This window comes from bacterium (assembly GCA_019637795.1).
Taxonomy (GTDB): domain Bacteria; phylum Desulfobacterota; class Binatia; order HRBIN30; family CADEER01; genus JAHBUY01.
Genome location: JAHBUY010000002.1, coordinates 961,683 through 982,962, shown reverse-complemented (window position 1 = coordinate 982,962; position 21,280 = coordinate 961,683). Strand labels below are relative to the sequence as shown.

Sequence of the window (21,280 nt, the reverse complement as noted above, 5' to 3'; positions counted from 1 at the left end):
TAATGTAGGTAAACTGTTATCAGCAGTCTCGAGAGGGAGTTGTCATGTCCAAGTACGGACCGCTGGAGGACTACCTGAAGGGTCGGACGGAGAAGGAGGTCCCGATGACGTTCGAGGCCATCGAGCGAATCATCGGTGCCCCCCTTCCCCCGAGTGCCGGCCAGCGGGCGTGGTGGAGCAACAACGAGCAGAGCAGTGTCATCACCCGTGCCTGGAAGCGGGCTGGCTACGAGAGCGCGAATGTCGACATGAGCGGCCGGAAGCTGGTGTTCCGCCGCGTTGCCGAGCCGGCGCCGGCGGCGCCGCCCGCGGTGGCCGAGGCGGCGCCGGCCTACGTGGCGCGGGGGCGCCACCCCTTGCGGGGCGCCCTGAAGGGTCTCCTCGGCATCGCGCCCGGCACCGATCTCGCCGCGCCGGCGGATCCGGAGTGGGGCGACCGCGCCGAATGATGCCGTTGCTGCTCGATACCTGCGCGGCCATCTGGATCGCCGAGGACCAGCCGATCGCGAGCGCCGCGGCGGCGGCGCTCGACGCGGCCGCGGCGGCGGGGCGCCCGGTGTTCGTGTCGCCGATGAGCGCCTGGGAGATCGGCCTGCTGGTGGCGCGCAGCCGGCTGACGATCTCGATCAGCCCGGAAGCGTGGTTCCGGCGATTGCTGGCCGTGCCCGGCGTCGCCCTGGCGGCCACCGATCCCGCCGCGCTGATCGCCTCCTCCTTCCTGCCCGGCTGTCCGCCGCGCGATCCGGTGGATCGCATCCTCGCCGCCACCGCGCGCGCCTGCGGCTACCGCCTGGTCACCCGCGACGCCGGTCTGCTCGCCTACGCCGAGGAGGGACACCTCGCCGCCATCGGGTGCTGAGGGGGTCGCGGGCGATGCGCCTGGCGGCGCGCCGGGAGTCGGCGGTTGCGAAGTGCTCCGGCCGCGGTCTAGATGCGAGCCGCCCCGCGCCGACTGCAGCGGCGGCGGGGACAGGAGGCTGCATGCGATTTCGACGAACGATCGCGGCGCTGGCGCTCGTGCTTGCCGGCTGCGCGGCGAAGGTGGCACCGGGCGTTCTGCAGCAATGGCAGGCGCGGCAGCTCTACACGTGCTGCAATATCCACTATGAAAATCCGGCCGACGTGGTCGACGCCAATTATCAGGTTGGCGCCCTGCTGCCGTTCGGGAGTCCCGCGACGGTCACGGGCATGACCGCCAGGTCGGTGAGCTTTCGCGCCGCCGACGTCAACGTCACGCTCACCCAGGCGTACGGGACGGAGCAGGAGACCTCTCAGCAGTTCTTCGCCAAGGTCCTGGTCGAGATCGACCCGCACGCGCGCTTCGCGACGTTCTCGCCGTCGGTGCAGGCGGCCATCCGTGACGGCCGCGTCGAGCGCGGCATGACGCGCGAGCAGGTGCTGATGTCGCTCGGCTATCCGCCGACCCACCGCACGCCATCGACCAGCGCCGACACCTGGGTCTACTGGCGCAACCGGTGGGTGACCTTCGAGGTCAAGTTCGGCGCGGACGGTCAGGTGTCGGCGATCATCGGCGGCGCGCCCAGCAACAACGAACCGGTGCAGCAGGCGGTCGCGGCGGCCCCGACGCCAGCGCCGGCGAAGAAGCGCAAGCGCTGAACGGAAGGCACGGCATGCTCGACGCTGACGCCATCGTCATCGGCGGCGGCCCGGCGGGCAGCGTCGCGGCCGGGTTTCTCGCCCAGGCGGGGGCGCGGGTGCTGCTGTTCGAGCGCGAGCGCTTTCCGCGCTACCACATCGGCGAGTCGCTGCTGTCGGCGACCATGCCGGTGCTGGAGGCGCTGGGGGTGCTGCCGGCGATCGAGGCGGCCGGGTTCGTGCGCAAACCGGGCGGCACCTTCGTGTGGGGGGCGCGCGCCGAACCGTGGAGCTTCTACTTCCGCGACGATCCCGGCGGCCGGCCGCACGCCTTCCACGTCGTGCGGGCGGAGTTCGACCACCTCCTGCTACGCCACGCGGCGGCGCTCGGAGTCGACGTCCGCGAGGCGCATCGGGTCGAGACGGTGACCTACGACGGCGCGTGCAACCGGGTCGCCGCCCGCGACGAGCGCGGCGCGGCGGTCGAGGCGCGGGCGCCGTGGGTGATCGACGCCAGCGGCCAGCAGGCGCTGCTCGGGCGGCGCGACGGGCAGCGTCGCTTCGATCCCTTCTTCAAGAACCTGGCGGTCTTCTCCTACTTCACCGGCGCCGAGCCCCTGGCCGGCGACACCGCCGGCAACATCCTCTCCGCCGCCTTCGCCGATGGCTGGTTCTGGTTCATCCCGCTGCACGACGGCACCACCAGCGTCGGCGCGGTGGTCGACGCCACCCGTTTCGCCGGCGAGGCGGGCGGCGACGCGACGCCGCTCTACGAGCGCCTGGTCGCCGCCTGCGCGCCGGTGGCGGCGCGGACGCGCGCCGCCCGGCGCGTCGCGCCGGTGCGGGTGATCCGCGATTACTCCTACGACAGCCGCGCCTTCCACGGCCCCGGCTACCTGCTCGCCGGCGACGCCGCCTGCTTCATCGATCCGGTGTTCTCCACGGGCGTGCACCTGGCGTCGATGGCTGGCTACCTGGCGGCGCGCGCCGTCGAGCGCCTGCTGGCCGGGAACGTGTCGCCGGCCGACGCCCTCGCCGACTACGACCGGCGCTACCGCGCCGCCTTCGAGCGCTACCGCCAGTTCCTCTACTTCTTCTACGACCACCACACCGATCCCGACTCGTACTTCTGGACGGCGCGCAAGCTGCTCAACCCCGAGGGACCGCTCGAGGCGCGCACCGCCTTCGTGCGCCTGATGTCCGGCACCGCCGACCTGCTCGGCGGCGACGCCGGGCTCGCCGCCGAGCTGGCGGCGCGCCACCGACGCTTCGACGACGCGACGGCGCGCGGACGTTTCGGCGCCACCGCCGACGGCGGGCTCTTCCGGGTGCGCGGGACGTTACGCGAGCTCTGAGCGAGGCTGTTCCGCCGTCAGGCCGATGAGACAGAAAACTCCTCACCACGGAGGCACGGAGACACGGAGGGCTCGGTGCCACAGCGAAGGCGCGGGGCCTCTTCTCACTCCATTTCCAATGAACGTTGGGATGAACGCTGGGCGGGCTTCGAGCTCAGTACTCTCCGTGTCTCCGTGCCTCCGTGGTGAAAGTCTTTTGTCGCGTCAGCCAAGAGCGTCGCGCCGTTCTCACGAGATCGTCGCCCAGGCGTTCTCGTGCGAGCGCAGGTAGCGGTTCACCTTCAGGTTGGCGACCAGGTAGGCGAGGGTCTCGAGATAGCTGCCGGCGGGCGGGGGGAAGAGGCGCTTGGCGATGGCGCGCGACGAGTAGAAGCCTTCGTAGACGGTCTTGAAGCCGCTCATCATCTCCTCGGCGGTCATCTGCGCCGGCTTGATGATCGGGCTGCCGTAGTCGTAGCGGCCCCAGTCCTGGATGGTGATCCGGTCCGCGGCCAGCATGTCGTCGTAGTACTTGGTGCCGGGGTACGGGCAGGGCGTGAAGAGCTTGAGGAACGACACCTTGTTGTCGATCAGGAACGCGAGCGAGCGCTGGAAGGTATCGAGGGTGTCGCCGTCGAGGCCGACCATCAGCAGGCCGATCACCTGGATGCCCTTGGCGCGGATCGCCGCCAGGTCGCGGTCGAAGCGGCGCGGCTGATTGAAGCGTTTGCCGATCGTCTCGAGGCTGTCCTCGTTGATGCTCTCGAGGCCGATCGACAGGCTGACGCAGCCGCTGCGCGCCGCGAGGTCGAGCAGCTCGGGATCGCGGGCGATGTTGATCGTGCACTGGCTGGCCCACTTCAGCTTCAGCGGAACCATGGCGCGGAACAGCTCCTTCGCCGCGGTCGGATTGCCGATCGGGTTGTCGTCGAGGAACAGGATGCGGTTGGCGCCGAGCGCCTTGATCGCCTCCAGGTCGGCGATCACCTCGTCCACCGGGCGGGTGCGGAAGCCGCGCTCGTAGAACGTCTGCACGGCGCAGTACTCGCAGGGGTGCGGACAGCCGCGCGAGAAGACGATCGGCCAGTGGAAGTACATGCGGTAGAGCCAACTGCGCTTGAAGGCGTCGTACTTGAGCAGCGGCAGGCTGGTGTAATCGACGCGCGGCAGACCGCGCAGGTCGTGCCACTGGGCGGCGCGGTAGATGCCGCGGCTGCGGCCGGCGGCGAGGTCCTCGAGGACCTGCGGCCAGACGGATTCGGCCTCGCCGGCGACCACGGCGTCGGCGTGGCGCAGCGACGCCTCGGCGGTGAGCGTCACCCAGGTGCCGCCGAGCACCACCTTGCGGCCGCGGCCGCGGAAGTGGTCGGCGAGCTCGTAGGCGCGGCGGATCTGCGGTCCCATGGCGGTGATGCCGACGACGTCGCCGTCGAAATCGAGGTCGACGTCGTGGAACAGCTCGTCGACCATGCGCACGTCGTGTCCCGGCGGGGTGAGCGCCTTGAGCGTCGCCAGCGTCAGGCCGCTGGTCCAGTAGCGGGTCGTCTTATGCAACGTGCCGTCGGCGTTGTAGTGCGTCGGCGATACGAGGAGGATGCGCACGCCGGTAGCAGTATCCAGCGCCCTCCGGCGGGGCAAGCCGCGTATCTTGCCCCGCCGGAGGGCGCTGGATACTGCTACCCGCATGCCCGCCGATGCCGTTGCCGTCAGCGCCGCCGAGCCGACGCGGTTGCGCGTCGCCCTCAACCGCGTGCTCTTCCGCGCCATGCTGTTCTCGTCCGGACTGGTGGCCATCGGCCTGTACCAGATCAGCCGGCCGCTGGCGTGGCGCTTCGCCAAGCTGCAGGCGCGCAACCTCATGCGGGTGTGCGGCGTGCGCATCCGGGTGCGCGGGCGCGAACAGCTCGGCCCCGGGCCGTACATCTTCGCACCCAACCACCAGAGCCACTTCGACATCGCCGCCCTGCTCGGCCTCCTGCCAGGGGTGACCCGGTTCGCCGCCAAGCGCGAGATGTTCGCCGAGCCGATCCTCGGCGCCGTGCTCCGCACCATGGGGATGATTCCCATCGATCGCGACGATCCCCTGGCCTCCATCGAGCGGCTGCAGAAGGTGACGCTCGACGGCGGCTCGCTGGTGATCTTCCCGGAAGGGACGCGCAGCGCCGACGGCGAGCTGCTGCCGTTCCGCAAGGGCGCCTTCGTCGCCGCCATCCAACTCGGCGTCCCCATCGTCCCCGTGGTCTGCAAGGGGACGACCCGCATCATGCCCAAGGGGCAGTATCTCTCGATTCTCCCCGGTTCGGCCGAGCTGGTGATCCTGCCGCCGATCGCCACCGCCGGCCTGACGTACGAGGACCGCGACCGCCTGCGCGAGACGGTGCGGGCGCAGATCGCCGCCGAGCTGGCGGCCTAGCATCACGCGCTCCCGGCAATCCTGGTCGACTCCTGGACTAGTCGCGCCGGCCGCGCACTCGCGCGTCGCGGTCGGCCGGTCGCTGGCGCGCGCTCGGGGCGGCGTCCTCCGGCCAGAAGGGCGCGAACTGGAACCACTGGTGCGGGAACTCGCGGATGACGTCCTCGAGCTCGGCGGCGACGGCGCGCATGGCGCGCGCCAGCGCCGGCGCGTCGCCGGCGTCGCGCGGCAGGGTCAGGCGGGTGCCGAGGCGGATGGCGTAGTGGCGGGTGCCGAGGCGCGGGAAGAAGACCGGCAGCAGCGGCGCGCCGGCGAGGCGGGCGAGAACGAACGGCCCGGTCGGGAACGGCGCCGGGGCGCCGAAGAACTCGACCATGCGGGTGGTGCCGACGCCGAGGGTGCGGTCGAGCTGGATGGCGACGATCTCGTTGTCGCGCAGGGCGCGGATCATGTTGAGCGACGAGAACACCGAGGTGTCGGAGTAGATCACCCGCATGCCGGCGCGCTCGCGGATGGCGCGCGCGTAGGCGCTGGTGGTGGCGTTGCGCTCGTGCGCCATCACCAGGTTGAACGGGCGGTCGTACTGCTCGAGGGTGCGGGCGGCGACGTCCCAGTTGCCGACGTGGCCGGTCACCAGCACCAGGCCGCGGCCCTCGGCCAGGGCCTCGCCGACGACGTCGCGGGTCGGCTCGTCGATCCGCACCGGTTGCGGGCGGGGTCCGAAGTGCTCCAGCGTCTCGGTCATGCAGCGGGCGAACTCGGCGTACATGCGCAGCGCCATCTGGCGCGCCCGCCGCGGATCGGGGTCGCCGAGAACGCGCTGCAGGTTTGTGACGGCGCCGCGGCGGTTGCGGCCGACGCCGGCGTAGATGAGCGCCGCGATCAGCGGCGGCGAGCCCTGCTTCCACCATTCGGGGCCGTAGACGCAGCCCAGCCAGGCGAGCTTCCGCCACCAGATGCCGTCGAAGCGCAGCGCCGCGCGCAGGCGCGCGGCGACGGGGGCGGAGGGGGCGGTCATCGCGTGGCGCTAGCATAGCCCGCGCGGCGCCCTCAATTCAGCCTCGCCGCGCAACGAGGATCCACGGGGAGAGACGGCGCAACGGCGGTGGCGAGGCCGCGCCGGGCCGCCTCTGTCGCTCCGCCGCCGCGTGTGAAAAGTTCGGGCGATGCGACGCTGCGCGGTGCTGATTCCGGCCTACGACTGCGCGGCGACGATCGCCGACGTGGTCGGCGGCGCGCGGCGCCACGTCGATCGGGTGCTGGTGGTCGACGACGGGTCGCGCGACGACACGGCGGCGCGGGCCGAGGCCGCCGGGGCGGCCGTGCTCTGCCAGCCCGTGAACCGCGGCAAGGGCGAGGCGTTGCGCGCCGGCTTCGCGCGCCTGGCGGGCGAGGGGGTCACCCACGCGCTGACCATGGACGGCGACGGCCAGCACCTGGGGCGCGAGATTCCGGCCCTGCTGGCGGCGTCGGCGGCGGCGCCGCGGGCGTTGATCGTCGGCGCCCGCCGCATCGGCGACCAGGAGGTGACGCCGATCAAGCTCTTCGGCAACCGCTTCGCCAACCGCTGGGTCGAGATCGCCTGCGGCCAGGCGCTGCCGGACACGCAGTCCGGCTTTCGCGTCTACCCGCTGGCCGACACCCTGCGGCTCGGCGCCACCGCCGGGCGGTTCGCCTTCGAGACCGAGGTGCTGATCCGGGCCGCGCGCGCCGGGGTGGAGATCGTCTCGGTGCCGGTCGACGTCTACTATCCGCCGGCCGCCGAGCGGATCAGCCACTATCGGCCGTGGGGCGACACCGTGCGCATCATCGCCGTCGTCGTCGGGCTCATCCTGCGCCGCCGCTGAGCGCTCGCTATTCGGCGCGCGTCCAGGTGGCGGTGGCGTCGATGGCGCAGTCGTCGAGCGGGCAGGCGTCGCCGCCGAAGCTGAGCGCGAAGGCGTAGTCGGCGGTGACCGGAGCCGCTCCCGCCGCGATCACGGAGCTGATGCGGAGCGTCAGGGTGCAGTTCGCCACCGAGCTCTCGCTGGGCGGGAAGGTGAGACGGATGGTGCCGTCGCGATCGAGCGTGCCGTCCACCACCTGCTGGCTGCAGTCGGTGACGCGCGCGCTGGTCTCGCCGGTCTGCTCGACCGCCTGCGCGCACGGCCCGCGGCCCGCCAGCTCCTCGACGAACGCGGCGGTGAGCGGCTCGGCGCAGGTCGAATCGCCGACGACGAGCGGCGCTTCGATCCAGGTCCCGGACACCGGCGGGATGGTCGGGGTGGCGGTCGGCGTCGCCGGCGCGGCCGGCGTGTCGGCGACCGTCGGAGTTGGCGCCGTCGGGGTTGGCGCCGTGGGGGTCGGGACCGTCGGGGTCGCGGGCGCCGGGTCCGTGGCGGTCGGCTCCGGCGTCGCCGGGCAGCCGGCGAGCAGGTTGGCCACCGCCAGCACCAGCTCGTTGATCGACAGCTCGCCGTCGCCGCTGGCGTCGAAGGCCGGGCAGTCGCCGAGCGCGGCCTCGCCGAGAGCGATGCGGACGCCGACGATCATCTCCTCCACCCGCACCTGGCCGTCGCCGTTGCAGTCGCCCGGGCACGATTGGGCCGCCGCCGGCGCGGCGGCGAGGGCGGCGAGCAGGAGGAGAGCGAGGCGCATTCCCTGCACCCTGCACTACCGCACCAGTTGGAGCAACGTGCTCCTCCCCCGGTGTACCTCCGCGCTCCGCTGTGGTTGATAGCGCTTCCGGGGGATTGCCGATGCTCGACCTCGCCACCATCCAACGCCACGTCAGCAACATCGAGAACGACGGCTACTCGATCGTCGAGCGCGCCATCGAGCCGGACTTCGTCGACGCCCTGGTCGAGGATCTCGGCCGTCTCGAGCGCGAGCTCGGGATCGTGCCGGCGAAGAACCGCTTCGAGGGCACGAAGACGGTGCGCATCTACAACCTGCTCGTCCACGGCGCCCTGTACGAGCGCATTCCGGTGCACGAGAACATCCTGCCGATCGTCGAGCGGGTGCTCGATCCCGGCTGCCTGGTGTCGTCGCTGTCGTCGATCGCGATCTGCAACGACGAGAAGCCGCAGCCGCTGCACGCCGACGACCAACTGATTCCGATCCCGCGGCCGCACGTGCCGCTGGTCTGCAACACCATGTGGGCGCTCACCGACTTCACCGATGCCAACGGCGCCACGCGCATCGTCCCCGGCTCGCACAAGCTGGCCGAGCTGCCGGACTACTTCGGCCGGTACGACAGCAAGCCGGCGGAAATGCCCAAGGGCAGCGTCATGGTGTACAACGGCAGCCTGTGGCACGGCGGCGGCGCCAACCGCACCGCGGCCCGGCGCATCGGCATCGCCATGAACTACTGCGCCGGCTTCATCCGCCAGCAGGAGAACCAGCAGCTCGGCATTCCGCGCCAGATCGCGGCCCGCTTCGCGCCGCGCCTGCAGGAGCTGGTCGGCTACTCGCTGTACAACGGCCTGATCGGTCACATCGACAAGACGCATCCGATGGAGCTGCTCGGGCGTTCCCCGGAGACGACGATGGTCTGGGACGTGGTCGCCGGATGAGCCTCGATCGCGACCACTACTATCGGCTCTACGGCGCCGACGTCTCGTACTTCACCGCCAAGGTGCGGCCGGCGCTGCGCTACAAGCGGATCCCGTACCTGGAGCTGCTGGCGACGCCGCGCGCCTACCGCGAGGTGATCGTGCCGCGCACCGGGCTGTCGTTCATCCCCATCGTCGTCACCGATCGCGACGAGACCTGGCAGGACACCAGCGTCATCCTCGACCACCTCGAGGCGCGCTTTCCCGATCCGCCGCTCTACCCGCGGGATCCGGTGCTGCGCGTGCTCGCCTACCTGTTCGAGGTCTACGCCGACGAGTTCCTGGTCCTGCCGGCCATGCACTACCGCTGGAGCTTTCCCGCCAGCGTCGCCAAGGCGCGCGCCGACTTCGCGGCGGTGAACGGCGACCCGGTGGCGGCGGACAGGTTCGCCAGCCGCATGGGCGGCAGCATCGGCTTCCTCGGCGTGTCTCCGGCCTCGATCCCCGGCATCGAGGCGCACACGCGCGAGTTGCTGGCGGCGCTGTCGGCGCACTTCGCGGCGCATCCGTACCTGCTCGGCGGCCGCCCGTCGCTCGCCGACTGCGCGGTGATGGGGCCCTTCTATGCCCATCTCTACCAGGACGCGGTGCCGGGGCAGATCCTGCGCGAGAGCGCGCCGCTGGTCTGCCACTGGATGCAGCGCTGCAACTGCCCCGATCCCGATGCGGACGGCGCATACGCCGCCCCGGCGGCGCTGCAGCCGACGCTGCGGCCGCTGCTCGAGCTGATCGGCCGCGACGCCGTGCCGCTGCTGCTCGACACCGTGCGCGCCGTCGAGGAGTGGGCGGCCACCCGCCCGCCCGGCAGCGAGGAGCCGCCGCGCATGGTCGGCGGCCACACCACGACGCTGCGCGGCGCCGAGGTGAACCGCTACACCAGCCCGTACGCGGTCTGGATGGTGCAGCGCCCCCTGGACGCCTATCGCGCGCTGTCGCCGGCGGAACGCGCCGCGGTCGACGCCTACCTCGCCGGCACCGGCTGCGAGGCGCTCTTCCGCCTCGACCCCGCCGTGCGCTTCGGCAAGCGCGGCTTCACGCTGGTGATCGCGGACGGCGGCGCGTGAGCCTCGCCTTCCGCGCGACCTGAGCCGGACCCCGCCCGGGCGCCGCGCTCGCTGGCGATTCGAGGCGGCGTGCGGCAAGCCTCGATCGTCGGGTGGGAATCTGCGACAACGAGGCCCTGTCCGGCATGACCAAGCTCGTGGGGGAGGCCGAGTATCGCCTCGATGAGGGCAGTCAGTGTCTGTGGCGCGGAGCGCGGCGGATCGACCTGAAGCCCAAGGCGTACGAGGTGCTGCGCTGCCTCTGCCGTTGCGCCGGTCAGCTCGTCACCAAGCAGGCGCTGCTCGACGCCGTGTGGCCCGACACCCACGTCTCGGAGGCGGTGTTGACCGTCGCGGTCGCGCAGCTCCGCGAGGCGCTGGGCGACGACGCCAGGCGGCCGCGCTGCATCGAGACCGCTCACCGGCGCGGCTACCGGTGGATCGGACAGATCGCGATCGTCGGCGAGACACCGGAGCCCGAGTCCTCGCACGATCTCGATGACGCGGCAGCTCGAACCGTCTTCGGCCGCTCGGAGGCCGTCGCCGCCCTGCGCCGAGCATACGCGCTGGCCGAGGCGGGCCGGCGGCAGCTCGTCTTCGTGACCGGCGAGCCGGGGATCGGCAAGACCGCGCTGGTCGACGCGTTCTGCGCCGGCGTCGACGGCCGCGCGGCGGCAATGGAGGCTCGCGATCCGCGCGGCGGCTCCTCGGCGGCGCCGCTCCTCGGCCGCGGGCAGTGCCTCGAGCAGTACGGACCGGGCGAGCCGTACATGCCGGTGCTCGAAGCCATGGAGAGCCTGTGCGGCGACGCCGAGGTGCAGCGGGTGCTGCGATCGCACGCGCCGGCCTGGCTGGTGCAACTGCCCGGGGTGGCGAGCGGCGACGAACGCGCCGATCTCCTGCGGACCCTGGCCGGGTCGACGAGCGAGCGCATGATCCGCGAGCTGTCGAGCGCGCTCGCCGTGCTGGCACGCGAGCGACCGTTCGTCCTCGTGTTCGAGGACATGCACTGGTCCGATCCCGCCACGGTCGCCCTGCTCGCCGCCCTGGCGCAGCGGCGCGCGCCGGCGCGGTTGCTGCTGGTGGCGACGTACCGCTCGGTCGACGCCATCCTCGCCCAACACCCGATCGTCGCGCTGACGCGCGAGCTGGCGGCGAAGCGGCAATGTCTCGAAATCCCCCTGGAGGGACTCGACGCGAAGGCCGTCGGCGACTACCTGCGGTGGCGCTTCCCGCGCGGCGCGTTCGCGGCCGACGTGTGTGAGGTGCTGCAGGCGCAGACGACCGGCAATCCGTTGTTCCTGCAGGCCGCGGTGGACGACTTCGTTCAGGAGGGGTGGCTGCGCGAGGAGAACGGGTCCTGGACCTGCGCGGTCTCGCCCGACACGATCCGCGACGCCGTCCCCCCGGCGGTGCGCGACATGATCGAGCACCGCTTCGAGCGCCTGCCGGCGGGGGCCCGCGAGACGCTCGAGGTCTCGAGCCTGGTGGGCATGGTGTTCTCCTCGCAAACGACCGCCGCCGCGCTGGGCGGGGACACGGCGGAGATCGAAGATCTCTGCACGCGTCTGGCGCGCTCGGGACAGTTCATCGAGGCGGCGCGATCGAGCCCATGGCCCGACGGGAGCAGCGCTGCGTCGTTCGCCTTTCGTCACGTGCTCTACCGACAGGTCCTCGCGGCGCGCGTGCCCCCGGCGCGCCGGGCGACCCTCCACCTGCGCATCGCGGAGCGGCTGGAAGCCGGGTACGGCGCCCGCGCGTCCGAGATCGCCTCGCAGCTCGCGCTGCACTTCGAGCGCGGCGGCGACGTCCTGCGCGCCGCCCGCCAGTGTCACGAAGCGGCGCGGATGACCCTGCGCCGCTACGCCACCGCGGAGGCGATGGGCTGGCTACGCCGGGGCCTCGCGCTCCTCGAGGGTGCCCCCAGCGGTTCGCCTCGCCACGAGATCGAGCTGCGTCTCCGCGGCGCGCTGATCGGGCCGCTGATGGAGAGCGAAGGGATTGGCGCCGCCGAGCTGCCGCTGCTCGCCAGCCGCGTCGGCGAGCTGGCGCGCGGCGACGTCGCGACCTTCGAAGCGATGCAGGCGCTCGGGGGGCTGGTCGCGTTCCACGTGGGCTGCGGCCGCCCGGATCGCGCCGCCGATGCCGTGCGCGAGCAGATGCGGCGCCTCGACGCCGAGCCGGCTCTGCGCGGCGCCGAACCGGTGGTGCGCTACCTGGAAGGCTATGTCGAGCTGGCCCGCGGTCGCTACGAGTCGGCGGTCGAGAATCTGACGCCGGCCCTCCAGCTTCCCCCGCTGGTGCCGGGCGCGCCGGTGGCGTTCCACCTCGCGGCCGCCGCCGACATCGCGTTCGCCCGCCTGGCTCTCGGTTTTCCCGATCAGGCGTTGCGCGCCTTCCGCGACCTGTGCGCCCGTTCCGAAGCGCTGGGGCACCCCTATACGGAGTTCTATGTGCTCGCCCGTCAGCAACGGGTCGCCGGGCTGACATTCGAGGGCGGTGTGGCGGCCGAGGGAGCGGCGAAGATCCGCGCGCTGGCGCATCTCACCGGGCACCGGAACTGGCGGAATCTGGCGACGATGGCCGAGGCAACGGAGCTCCTCGCCCACGGCGAGGGCGCATTGGCCGTCCGGCGGCTGCGGAAGGATCCTGGGATCGCTCCCGATGCGGGTTCGGTGTGGAAGGCCATGCTGGCCAATGCCCTTCTGCTCACCGGCCGTCTCGACGAGGCGCGAACGGCGATCGACGAGGCGGCGGCCTACATCGCCCGCTGCGGCGGGCACTGGCATGCGCCCGAGGTCCTGCGGCTGGGCGCGGAGATCGATCGCGCCCTGGGGCGAAACGGCGACGCGGAGCGGGGGTTCAACGGGGCGATCGACGTCGCGCGCGAGCAGAAGGCCAAGTGGCTCGAGCTGAAAGCCGCCACCGGACTGGCGCGCCTGTGGCGCGAGCAGGGCCGTCGGATCGCGGCGCGCGATCTCCTGTCCGGCATCTACGGCTGGTTCGGCGAGGGGTTCGAGCTTCTCGACGTGCGGACGGCCAGGGCCCTGCGCGACGATTTGGAAAAGCTTTAGAACTTCGTAAGGACTTCGCATCCGGCCTGCGGCTACCGTCGCGGCCATGACGAATTCCGCTTCGACTCCGGACCTGCCGCCCAAGCTGGTTCCATACGCCGCCTTCGTCATCCAGCTCGCGACGGGGTTCGACCCGGCGGCCGGAGCGGTGGTCGGACGCGTCGAGCACGTCCTCTCCGGTCGCGCCGCCCGCTTCGCCAGCGTTCCCGAGCTGCTCGACTTCATGCAGGGCACCCTGGCGGCGCAGGACAGCAGATGAGCTGGCCATCCGCCTGAACCGCGGCCGGGAGCCATAGCGACCGGGCGCCAAAGGAGAAGAGGGAGAAACATGATGATGAAATGGATTGCCGTCGGATCCGTCCTGCTGGCGGGCGCCTCGCTCGCGCAGGCCACCCCGGCGCAGAAGTGCGCCGCGGGGAAGATCGCCGAAGCGGGCAGCTACGCCAAATGCCGCGCCGGAGCGGAAAAGAAGCGCATCCTCACGGGCGACGAGGCGCGCTATCAGGCCGACCTCGGCAAGTGCGTGGACAAGTCGAGTCGCCACTGGGCGAGTCTGGAGCAGGGCGCCGTCAAGCGGGACGGCACCTGCCCGAGCACCGGTGACGCCTCGTTCATCCTGGGCGTCATCGACATCGATCTCGGCGACCTCACGCGCCGTCTGTCGGGCGGCCCGCGACTGGACGACAACGGCGACGGAACGATCACCGACAACAAGACCGGGCTCATGTGGGAGAAGAAGATCCGCGACGGGTCGGGCGCGAGCTACGCGCAACCGCACAACGCGGACAACGGGTACCTGTGGTCGGGAACCTGCACGATCAGTGGCCACCTCTGCCAGCCGACCGCGGCGGCAGCCGCCGCCTGCGCGGCGGGGGTGGAGGGCGATGCGACCGGCTGCGCGGTGTGCAGCTCGTTGGTCGCGGACGGGACCTGCTTCGTCGATCCCGATGCGAGCGGCGAAACGACGATCTGGCAGTGGCTGGTCGACCTCAATGCAGCGAACTTCGCCGGCCACGACGACTGGCGCATTCCGACGATCACGGAGCTGCAGAGCATCATCTCCTACGCCGCGACGAATCCCGCCGTGAGCGCCGCCTTTCACGGCTCCAGTTGTGGACCGGCCTGCAGCGATCTGACGAGCCCGGCCTGCAGTTGCACCCACGTGGGCATCCCCTTCTACTTCTCCGCCACCACCACTGCCGCCGATCCAACCGCGGTTTGGTACGTGTCGTTCCTCGCCGGAGAGGTCGCATCCATGACGAAAGGCAACGACGTGTGGGTGCGGGCGGTGCGTGGGGGGATGTGAGGCCCGTGCGCCCAGCGCGTCGGGAATCCGCCTCGACAGGCAAGGCCGGATGTGGAGCGACGGGTCCGCGTCACGTCCCGAGCGGGGAATCACCCCCCTTGTCGGCAATCCGCCCGCTCCCGCGCGCGGGCTACCGACCGGGATTCTGAATCATTGAGGAGGAGAGAGACATGAGGAAGTTGACTGCATTTCTGGCCGGAGCGAGTTTGCTCGCTTCGAGCGTCGCATCTGCCGGCTCGCTCGCCCCGACCAAGCCCAGTCAGGTCGTGAACCTGCGCTTCTCGTCCAGCGATCCGACGGGACCCTGCGGCTTCGGTCGTCTGCCGGGCGCTCAATTGATGGCGGATGGGACGGCCGCTCCCTACGAAGGGATTCCAGCGGGGAAAATGCTGGTGGTGACCGCGATGCAGGGGTACACGGACACCGCGCTGCCCTCGCGGCTGGAGATATTCAAGCTGCGAGCCCCGTCCAATGTCGCGATCTCGGTGAGTTGTCTCGCCGACGCCTTTGGCAGTTGCCACGGGACCGCCACGTTTCCAACGGGCATCGCCATCAAGTCGGGCACGACCTTGTGCGTGCAGTCGGGGTTGGCCGCGACCTACTATGTGACGCTGCAGGGGTTTCTGGCCAAGGACAAGTAGTGCTCCGAGCCCGGAATCCATCGTCCAGGTGGGCAGCGGAGACAGGAAACGCACTGGCGCCCTCTTGGAGCTTCCGGTGCTTGTTGTCGAGCAGTACGGCAATGAAGAGCTCGACGGTCTCAGTCGCGAGGCGTGGGCGGAAGTGCGCGTACGCGTCCGTACGATCCGAAGAACACGGCTCCATGGTACGTGTCGTTCCTCGCCGGAGAAGTCGCGTCCATGACGAAAGGAAGCGACGTGTGGTGGAGCGACGGCCCACGTCACGTCCCGGGCGGGGAATCACCCCCCTCTCGGCAATCCGCCGGGCCCCGATCGCGGACGAGCTACCGGAATTCAGGAGGACTGAGGACTGATGAAGTTGACCGTACTTCTGGCCGCGATCCTTCTCGTCACGCTGGTGGTCGACCGCGCGAGCGCGTCGACCGATCCGTGCTGCTGCGCGTGCGAATCCATTGGGGATTGCTATCCCAGTTGCTCAACCATCACGGACTTCGAGTCCTGCGAGCTCGCCTGTCTGGTCGCGGAGTGCGGCCATGCCGTCGCCTGCCCCGATCCCAGTCAGGGTCAAGGGTGCGGCATGGAGACGGTGTCCTGCGTGGATGTGAATGGACCGACGCCGACCGGGGTTGCAACTGCGACTGCGACCGTCACCCCTGTTCCCACCGCGACGCTGATCCCGAATGGCGGTGCCTGCACCAATGACTCGCAGTGCCTCAGCCGCATGTGCAGCGACAACCGGTGCGCGCCGGCCACCGGTGCGCCCCTGTTGTCGACGCGGCATGTCGCGTTCGTCGTGGCGGTTCTGCTCGCGGTCGGTCTGTGGTCGATCCGCGGGCTGGCACGGATGCGGTAGCGGGCCTTCCCGGCCGGCGGCGAGGCCTGGTCGGCCTGCCATGACCTCTCCGCGGCCACACTTGGACCTCCCCTCGGTTGAGGCGAGACGTCGATCGATCCACAACCCCCGATCGAGTTGGTCGAGGAGGGGGTGCAGCCGACGACGGACGCCCAAGTGCCCGCCGCGATGCGGCCGCTGACAGTGTCGCGGCTCACGCGGGTCGGGTCGTGACAGCGGCCGGCGGCGAGGTCTGGCGAGACGGCCGACCGTGCGGCGCGCGGGCAGGAGGCGGGGGCCCGGCACATTCCTCGTCACGGCGGTGACGCGAAGGTCGCGAACCAGAGGCTGCCTTCAGGCCGCGCGGTCCGCGTCGTCCGCGGATGGATTCTCGCCGATGTCGATCGCGGTCCCCCTCGTGCGACAATGAGGCGAGACCACCACGGGGGACGACGATGGCAGACACGTTCATCTGGTACGAGCTGGCGACCCGCGACCCGGCGGCGGCCGAGGCGTTCTACGCGGCGGTCGTCGGCTGGACGGCGCAGCCATTCGGCGGCGGCATGGCGTACACGGTGCTGGCGGCGCCGGACGGCGCCGTCGGCGGTATCGGCCCGCTGCCGGCCGAGGCATGGGCGACGCCCGGTTGGTTGGGCTACATCGCGGTCGACGATGTCGACGCCGTGGCCGAACGAATCACGCGCGCCGGCGGCGCCGTCGTGCGCCCGCCCGACGACATCCCCGGCGTCGGCCGCTTCGCGGTGGTCGCCGATCCACAGGGCGTGCGCTTCATGCTGCTGCGCCCCACGCCGCGCGACGCCGCGCCGCCGCGGGCGTTCCAGGCCGAGGCGCCGGGCCACATCGGCTGGAACGAGCTCCACAGCACCGATTGGGCCGCCGGCTTCGCCTTCTACAGCGCCCTGTTCGGCTGGGAGAAGCTCGACGCCATGGACATGGGCGCCATGGGCACCTACCAGCTCTTCGGCGTCGGCGGCGTGCCGCTCGGCGGGATGCTGAACAGCCCGAGCTTCCCCCGGCCGTCGTGGCTCTTCTACTTCAACGTCGACGACATCGACGCCGCGCAGCGGCGCCTCAGCGCCGCCGGCGGCAGCGTCCTGCACGGCCCGAGCGAAGTCCCGGGCGGCCGTTGGATCATCCAGGCGATGGACCCGCAGCAGGTGATGTTCGCCGTCGTCGGTCCGCGTCGGTGAGCGAGGAGGCGGCGATGCCGACGATCAGCCCCTGTCTCTGGTTCGACGGTCAGGCCGAGGAGGCCGCCCACTTCTACGCCGCGGTGATTCCCGACTCGCGCGTCGATCGCGTCCATCGCGCCCCGTCCCACTATCCGCACGGCCGGGAGGGCGACGTGCTGACGGTGGAGGTCACCGTCGCCGGCACGCCCTTCGTGCTTCTGAACGGCGGGCCAAAGTTCACCTTCAACGAAGCAATCAGCTTCCAGCTCTACACCGACGACCAGGCGGAGACCGACCGCCTGACGAACGCGCTGTCGGCCGTGCCCGAGGCCGAGCAGTGCGGCTGGGTGAAGGACCGCTTCGGCCTGTCCTGGCAGATCGTGCCGCGTCGCCTGCTCGCGCTGCTCGCCGACCCGGACCGCGCCCGCGCCAAACGGGCGATGGACGCGATGATGCACATGAAGCGCCTCGACATCGCCGCCCTCGAGCGCGCCGCCGACGGGGGGTGACGCGGGGCGCTCCACCGCCGCGCGCCGCCGCCGCCGCCGCGTCGATCGCGCCCAGTTCGTGGATCACGCAGCGACTCGGGGACTTCGGGAGGGCGACGGTCGGCGTCGCTCCGTCCCCCGAACGGCCGACCTTCGCCGGGCGTGTCACGCAATGATCACGCGATCAATCGCAGCCGGTGCGTTTCCGGATCGTAGTCGAAGAGCGCGCCGAAGCGCGCCCAGCGGACGAAGGTGTTGAAGACCAGCTCGTAGTCCTCGCTCGGCATGCGGGTGACGATGGTCTCCAGGACGAAGTCGCGGTCGAGGGTCCGGTCGTCGCGGCGCAGCGCGGCGTCGTGGACGAGCCGGAACAGGCGCAGGTGGAGGAGTTGGCGACGCCAGACGCCCGCCTGTTCGTCGGGCGGTGCCTCGACCAACCGCCGCCCGGCGGCGGCGAGGACGACGACGTGGCGCGGCGTGTCCACCAGATCGAGCAACTCGGCCGCCTTGACCACCAACACCACGCGTCCGAACTGAAAGTCGCATGCCTCGGCGATGCGGAAAATCTCGCTCTCGCCGCCCTCGGCGGCGACGGCGCGCAGGACGGCGACGACGTCCGCCGGCGCGACGGCGGGCAGCGGCTCGACGAACACGGCGCCCTCGGCGGTTGCCACGGTCGGCTGCGGCAGCGCCGGCAGGACGAGGCGGTAGAGGACGGGGACCAGGAACAATGTCAGGGTCATGCCGCTGAACAGTCCCCACACGATCACGGTGGCGAGCGGCCGCTGCACGTCGGACCCCAAGCCGGTCGCGAGCGAGGCCGGCAGCAACCCCAGGATCGCCACCAGCGAGGCCATGAGGATCGGCCGCAGGCATTGTTGCGAGCCCTGGACGATCGCTTCGTCGGCCGACGTCCCCTGCAGGCGCAGCGCGGTGATGGCGCGCACCATGAGCACCCCGTTCATGATCGAGACGCCGAAGAGGGCGGCGAACCCGACGCCGGTCGAGACGTTGAGGTGCATGCCGCGCAGACAGAGCGCCAGCGCGCCGCCGGTGAAGGCGAACGGCACCGAGAGGAGCAGCATGAGGGCGGACGCCTGCGAGCGGAAGGTCAGGACCAGCAGCCCGTAGATCAGCGCCAGGGTGGCCGGAATCACCACCGCGAAGTGGGCGCGGGCGCGGGCCAGGTTCTCGAACATGCCGAGCCAGCTCACCCGATAGCCGGGCGGCACCTGGATCGCGGCGGCGAACCGCGCCTGCGCGTCGGCGACGAATCCGCCCTGATCGCGGTCGACGATGTCGCAGCGGACGGTCAGTCGCTGCCGTCCGCCCTCGCGCGCGATCGTGGTCTGGCCGTCGACGAGGTCGATGCTGGCGACCTCGGCGAGCGGAATCGGCACGCCGTCGGCGGTGTGGACGGGGAGGCGGCCGACGGCCGACGGCGAGGAGAGCGACTGGCGATCGAAGCGCACCGCGATGTCGAAGCGGCGGTCGCCCTCGTAGAGCGCCGCCACCGGCTCGCCGCCGAGCGCGGTGTCGATGAGCTGCTGGATGTCCTCGATGCGCACGTTGTAGCGCGCGCCGAGGGCGCGGTCGGGTTGGATGACCAACTGCGGCTGCGGTCCCTCCTGCTCGATGTTGACGTCGACCGCCCCCGGCACCGCGCGCAGCAGGTCGACCGCCTGCTGCCCGAGTCGCTGCAGGACCGCCGGATCCGGGCCCTGGATCTCCACGGCGAGGTTCGCCGAGGTGCCGTTGGTGTCCTCGGTGACGCTGTCGATGATCGGCTGCGTGAAGTTGAAGCGGGTGGTGGGAAAATCGCGGCGCAGGCGCGACCCGATGGCCTCGAGCAGCTCGTGCTTGGTGCGGAACTGCCGCCAGTCGGCGCGCGGCGTGGGCCCGATCATGATCTCCATGCGGCTGGGAGGGAACGGGTCGGTGCCGCTGTCGTTGCGCCCCGTCTGCACGGAGACGAACGCGACGTCGGGCAGGGCGAGGACCAGCTCGCGGATGCGCGCCCCGAAGCGCGCCGTCTGTTCGAGCGACGTCCCCTCCGGGAAGTTGGCGCGGACCCAGATCACGCCCTCGTCGATGTACGGTAGGAACTCGACCCCGAGCCGCGGCACCACGAGCAGCGTCACCCCGGCGATGAGCACCGCCGCGCCCGCGATCACGGCGCCGCGCGCCGCCATCAGGCGGCGCAGGATGGCGCCGTAGACGGGCCGGAACCAGCGCAGCGCCGGATTGTCCCACTCCCGGTGGCCGCGGCGCAGGACGACGCTGGCCAGCGCCGGGATCGTCATGAGGGCGAAGAAGAGCGCGCCGATCAGGGCGAAGACGATGGTCAGCGCCATCGGCCGGAACAGCAGCCCTTCGATCCGGGTCAGCGTGAGGAGCGGCAGGTAGGCGGCGATGATCATCAACATCGAGAAGAAGATCGCCCGCTGCACGCTCTGCGCGGCGGCGAGGATGGCGGTCGTGACGTCGCGCCGCCCGCCCCGCGGCGCGTGCGATCCGAGGCGGTGGGCGATGCTGTCGACCATGATCACCGCCCCGTCGACGATGATGCCGAAGTCGATGGCGCCGATCGACAGCAGGCCGATCGGAATGTCGGCCGCGCCCATGAGCACGAGCGCGAACAGCAGCGAGAAGGGGATCGTGAGCGCCACCAGCGCGGCGAGCGACAGGCGGCCGAGGAAGAGCACCAGGACGAGGACGACCAGCCCGATGCCGAGCAGCACGCTGTGGCTGACCGTGCGCAGCGTTTCGTCGACCAGGTGCTGCCGGTCGTAGAAGGGCACGATGCGGACCCCGTCGGGCAGCTCGGTGGCGGCGAGCTCGGCGATCGCGTCCTTGACCCGCTGCAGCACCTGCGACGGATTCTCGCCGCGGCGCATGAGGACGATGCCCTCGACCGCCTCGTCCGTGCGGTCCTTGCTGAAGATGCCCGAGGGGACCTTGGCGTCGAGCTCGACGTTCGCCACGTCGCGCACGTAGACCGGCGTCCCGTCGATCGAGCGGATGAAGGTGGAGGCGATCGATTCCGGATCGCGCAGCGCGCCCCGTCCCCGCACCACGAACGACATGCTGCCGCGCGACAGCACCGAGCCGCCGGCGTCGGCGTTGTTGCTGCGCAGCGCGTCGACGACGTCGCGCAGCGTGAGCCCGAAGCGGAGGAGTTGCGCCGGCTGCAGGGTGACGGCGTACTGCTTGGCGAGGCCGCCGAAGTTGCTGACGTCCGCCACGCCCGGCACGCGGATGAGGCGCGGGATGACGACCCAGTCGTTCAGGGTCCGCAGCGCCATCAGATCGGCCACGCCGTTCGATTGCAGCTCGTAGCGGAAGATCTCGCCGTAGGCGGTTGCCAGCGGACCCAGCTCCGGCGTCGCCTGCTCCGGGAGATCGACGCCGCGCAGGTTCTCCTCGACGCGTTGCCGGGCCCAGTACCCGTCGACTCCTTCCTCGAACGACAGTTGCACGACCGACAGGCCGAAGATGGTGCGCGAGCGGATCGTCTCCACCCGCGGGACGCCGCCCATGGCGCGTTCGATCGGCACCGTGACCTGCCGCTCCACGTCCTCCGGGGCGCGGCCCGGGAAGGTGGTGATGATGGTGACCATCTGCCCGGAGATGTCGGGGTAGGCGTCGATCTTCTGACGGGCGAACGACCACGCGCCGAGGGCGGCCAGCGCCAGCGTGCAGAGGAACACTCCCCAACGGTGGCGGAGGGCGATTTCGATCGGGCTGGGCATCGCGTCGCCGTGCGG

General features: G+C 71.1%; 19 protein-coding genes. 15 read left to right on the top strand and 4 right to left on the bottom strand.

All coding sequences use genetic code 11. The annotated features are described in order from the left end of the window. Nucleotides 1-44 precede the first annotated feature (44 nt). The 4 genes from KF840_09580 to KF840_09565 all read left to right on the top strand — a co-directional run bounded on the left by KF840_09580 (nt 45) and on the right by KF840_09565 (nt 2,951). Nucleotides 45-449 carry a hypothetical protein gene (locus KF840_09580; protein ID MBX3025148.1) on the top strand — a complete coding sequence of 135 codons (405 nt, stop codon included), beginning with the start codon at nt 45-47 and terminating at the stop codon, nt 447-449. After that, nucleotides 446-859: a type II toxin-antitoxin system VapC family toxin gene (locus KF840_09575; GenBank protein MBX3025147.1), complete on the top strand. Its 414-nt coding sequence runs from the start codon at nt 446-448 to the stop codon at nt 857-859. Before KF840_09580 ends, KF840_09575 begins: the two co-directional genes overlap by 4 nt. 122 nt (nt 860-981) lie before the next feature. After that, nucleotides 982-1,617, top strand: coding sequence for a hypothetical protein (locus tag KF840_09570; GenBank protein MBX3025146.1), 636 nt, complete (start codon nt 982-984; stop codon nt 1,615-1,617). A gap of 14 nt (nt 1,618-1,631) precedes the next feature. After that, nucleotides 1,632-2,951 carry a tryptophan 7-halogenase gene (locus tag KF840_09565; GenBank protein MBX3025145.1) on the top strand — a complete coding sequence of 440 codons (1,320 nt, stop codon included), beginning with the start codon at nt 1,632-1,634 and terminating at the stop codon, nt 2,949-2,951. 228 nt (nt 2,952-3,179) lie between these two features. Here KF840_09565 and KF840_09560 read toward each other — a convergent pair whose 3' ends face one another. Next, the gene (locus tag KF840_09560; protein MBX3025144.1) at nt 3,180-4,532 is read right to left on the bottom strand and encodes a radical SAM protein; all 1,353 of its coding nucleotides are present in this window, start codon (nt 4,530-4,532) and stop codon (nt 3,180-3,182) included. Between the two features lie 82 nt (nt 4,533-4,614). On the opposite strand from KF840_09560, the gene KF840_09555 reads away from it, so the two are divergent. Further along, nucleotides 4,615-5,343: a 1-acyl-sn-glycerol-3-phosphate acyltransferase gene (locus KF840_09555; protein MBX3025143.1), complete on the top strand. Its 729-nt coding sequence runs from the start codon at nt 4,615-4,617 to the stop codon at nt 5,341-5,343. A 37-nt stretch (nt 5,344-5,380) separates the two neighbouring features. On the opposite strand, the gene KF840_09550 is transcribed toward KF840_09555, so the two are convergent. Next, entirely contained in the window at nt 5,381-6,361 is a 981-nt protein-coding gene (locus KF840_09550; protein MBX3025142.1) for a lysophospholipid acyltransferase family protein, read from the bottom strand. 148 nt (nt 6,362-6,509) lie between these two features. Here KF840_09550 and KF840_09545 point away from each other — a divergent pair, with 148 nt between their 5' ends. Beyond that, nucleotides 6,510-7,190: a glycosyltransferase family 2 protein gene (locus tag KF840_09545; GenBank protein ID MBX3025141.1), complete on the top strand. Its 681-nt coding sequence runs from the start codon at nt 6,510-6,512 to the stop codon at nt 7,188-7,190. Nucleotides 7,191-7,197: 7 nt separating this feature from the next. On the opposite strand, the gene KF840_09540 is transcribed toward KF840_09545, so the two are convergent. Then, a complete protein-coding gene (locus KF840_09540; protein ID MBX3025140.1) occupies nt 7,198-7,980 on the bottom strand; it encodes a hypothetical protein in 783 nt (260 codons plus the stop codon). Nucleotides 7,981-8,081: 101 nt separating this feature from the next. Between KF840_09540 and KF840_09535 the strand changes: the two genes are divergently transcribed. The 9 genes from KF840_09535 to KF840_09495 all read left to right on the top strand — a co-directional run bounded on the left by KF840_09535 (nt 8,082) and on the right by KF840_09495 (nt 17,534). Beyond that, on the top strand, nt 8,082-8,897 hold the full coding sequence (locus tag KF840_09535; protein MBX3025139.1) for a phytanoyl-CoA dioxygenase family protein: 816 nt from the start codon (nt 8,082-8,084) through the stop codon (nt 8,895-8,897). Next, on the top strand, nt 8,894-10,000 hold the full coding sequence (locus KF840_09530; GenBank protein MBX3025138.1) for a glutathione S-transferase family protein: 1,107 nt from the start codon (nt 8,894-8,896) through the stop codon (nt 9,998-10,000). Before KF840_09535 ends, KF840_09530 begins: the two co-directional genes overlap by 4 nt. Nucleotides 10,001-10,125: 125 nt before the next feature. Beyond that, nucleotides 10,126-13,053, top strand: a complete 2,928-nt coding sequence (locus tag KF840_09525) for an AAA family ATPase (GenBank protein ID MBX3025137.1) — start codon at nt 10,126-10,128, stop codon at nt 13,051-13,053. Nucleotides 13,054-13,099: 46 nt separating this feature from the next. Next, nucleotides 13,100-13,312: a hypothetical protein gene (locus KF840_09520; GenBank protein MBX3025136.1), complete on the top strand. Its 213-nt coding sequence runs from the start codon at nt 13,100-13,102 to the stop codon at nt 13,310-13,312. A 72-nt stretch (nt 13,313-13,384) separates the two neighbouring features. Further along, nucleotides 13,385-14,359 (top strand): DUF1566 domain-containing protein, encoded by a 975-nt coding sequence (locus tag KF840_09515; GenBank protein MBX3025135.1) that lies wholly within the window; start codon nt 13,385-13,387, stop codon nt 14,357-14,359. A 170-nt stretch (nt 14,360-14,529) separates the two neighbouring features. Next, nucleotides 14,530-15,000 (top strand): hypothetical protein, encoded by a 471-nt coding sequence (locus tag KF840_09510; GenBank protein MBX3025134.1) that lies wholly within the window; start codon nt 14,530-14,532, stop codon nt 14,998-15,000. Nucleotides 15,001-15,352: 352 nt separating this feature from the next. Continuing rightward, nucleotides 15,353-15,853: a hypothetical protein gene (locus tag KF840_09505; GenBank protein MBX3025133.1), complete on the top strand. Its 501-nt coding sequence runs from the start codon at nt 15,353-15,355 to the stop codon at nt 15,851-15,853. Between the two features lie 434 nt (nt 15,854-16,287). Further along, nucleotides 16,288-17,043, top strand: coding sequence for a VOC family protein (locus KF840_09500; protein ID MBX3025132.1), 756 nt, complete (start codon nt 16,288-16,290; stop codon nt 17,041-17,043). A 14-nt stretch (nt 17,044-17,057) separates the two neighbouring features. Beyond that, a complete protein-coding gene (locus tag KF840_09495; protein ID MBX3025131.1) occupies nt 17,058-17,534 on the top strand; it encodes a VOC family protein in 477 nt (158 codons plus the stop codon). 155 nt (nt 17,535-17,689) lie between these two features. On the opposite strand, the gene KF840_09490 is transcribed toward KF840_09495, so the two are convergent. After that, entirely contained in the window at nt 17,690-21,265 is a 3,576-nt protein-coding gene (locus KF840_09490; protein ID MBX3025130.1) for a CusA/CzcA family heavy metal efflux RND transporter, read from the bottom strand. Nucleotides 21,266-21,280: the final 15 nt, after the last annotated feature.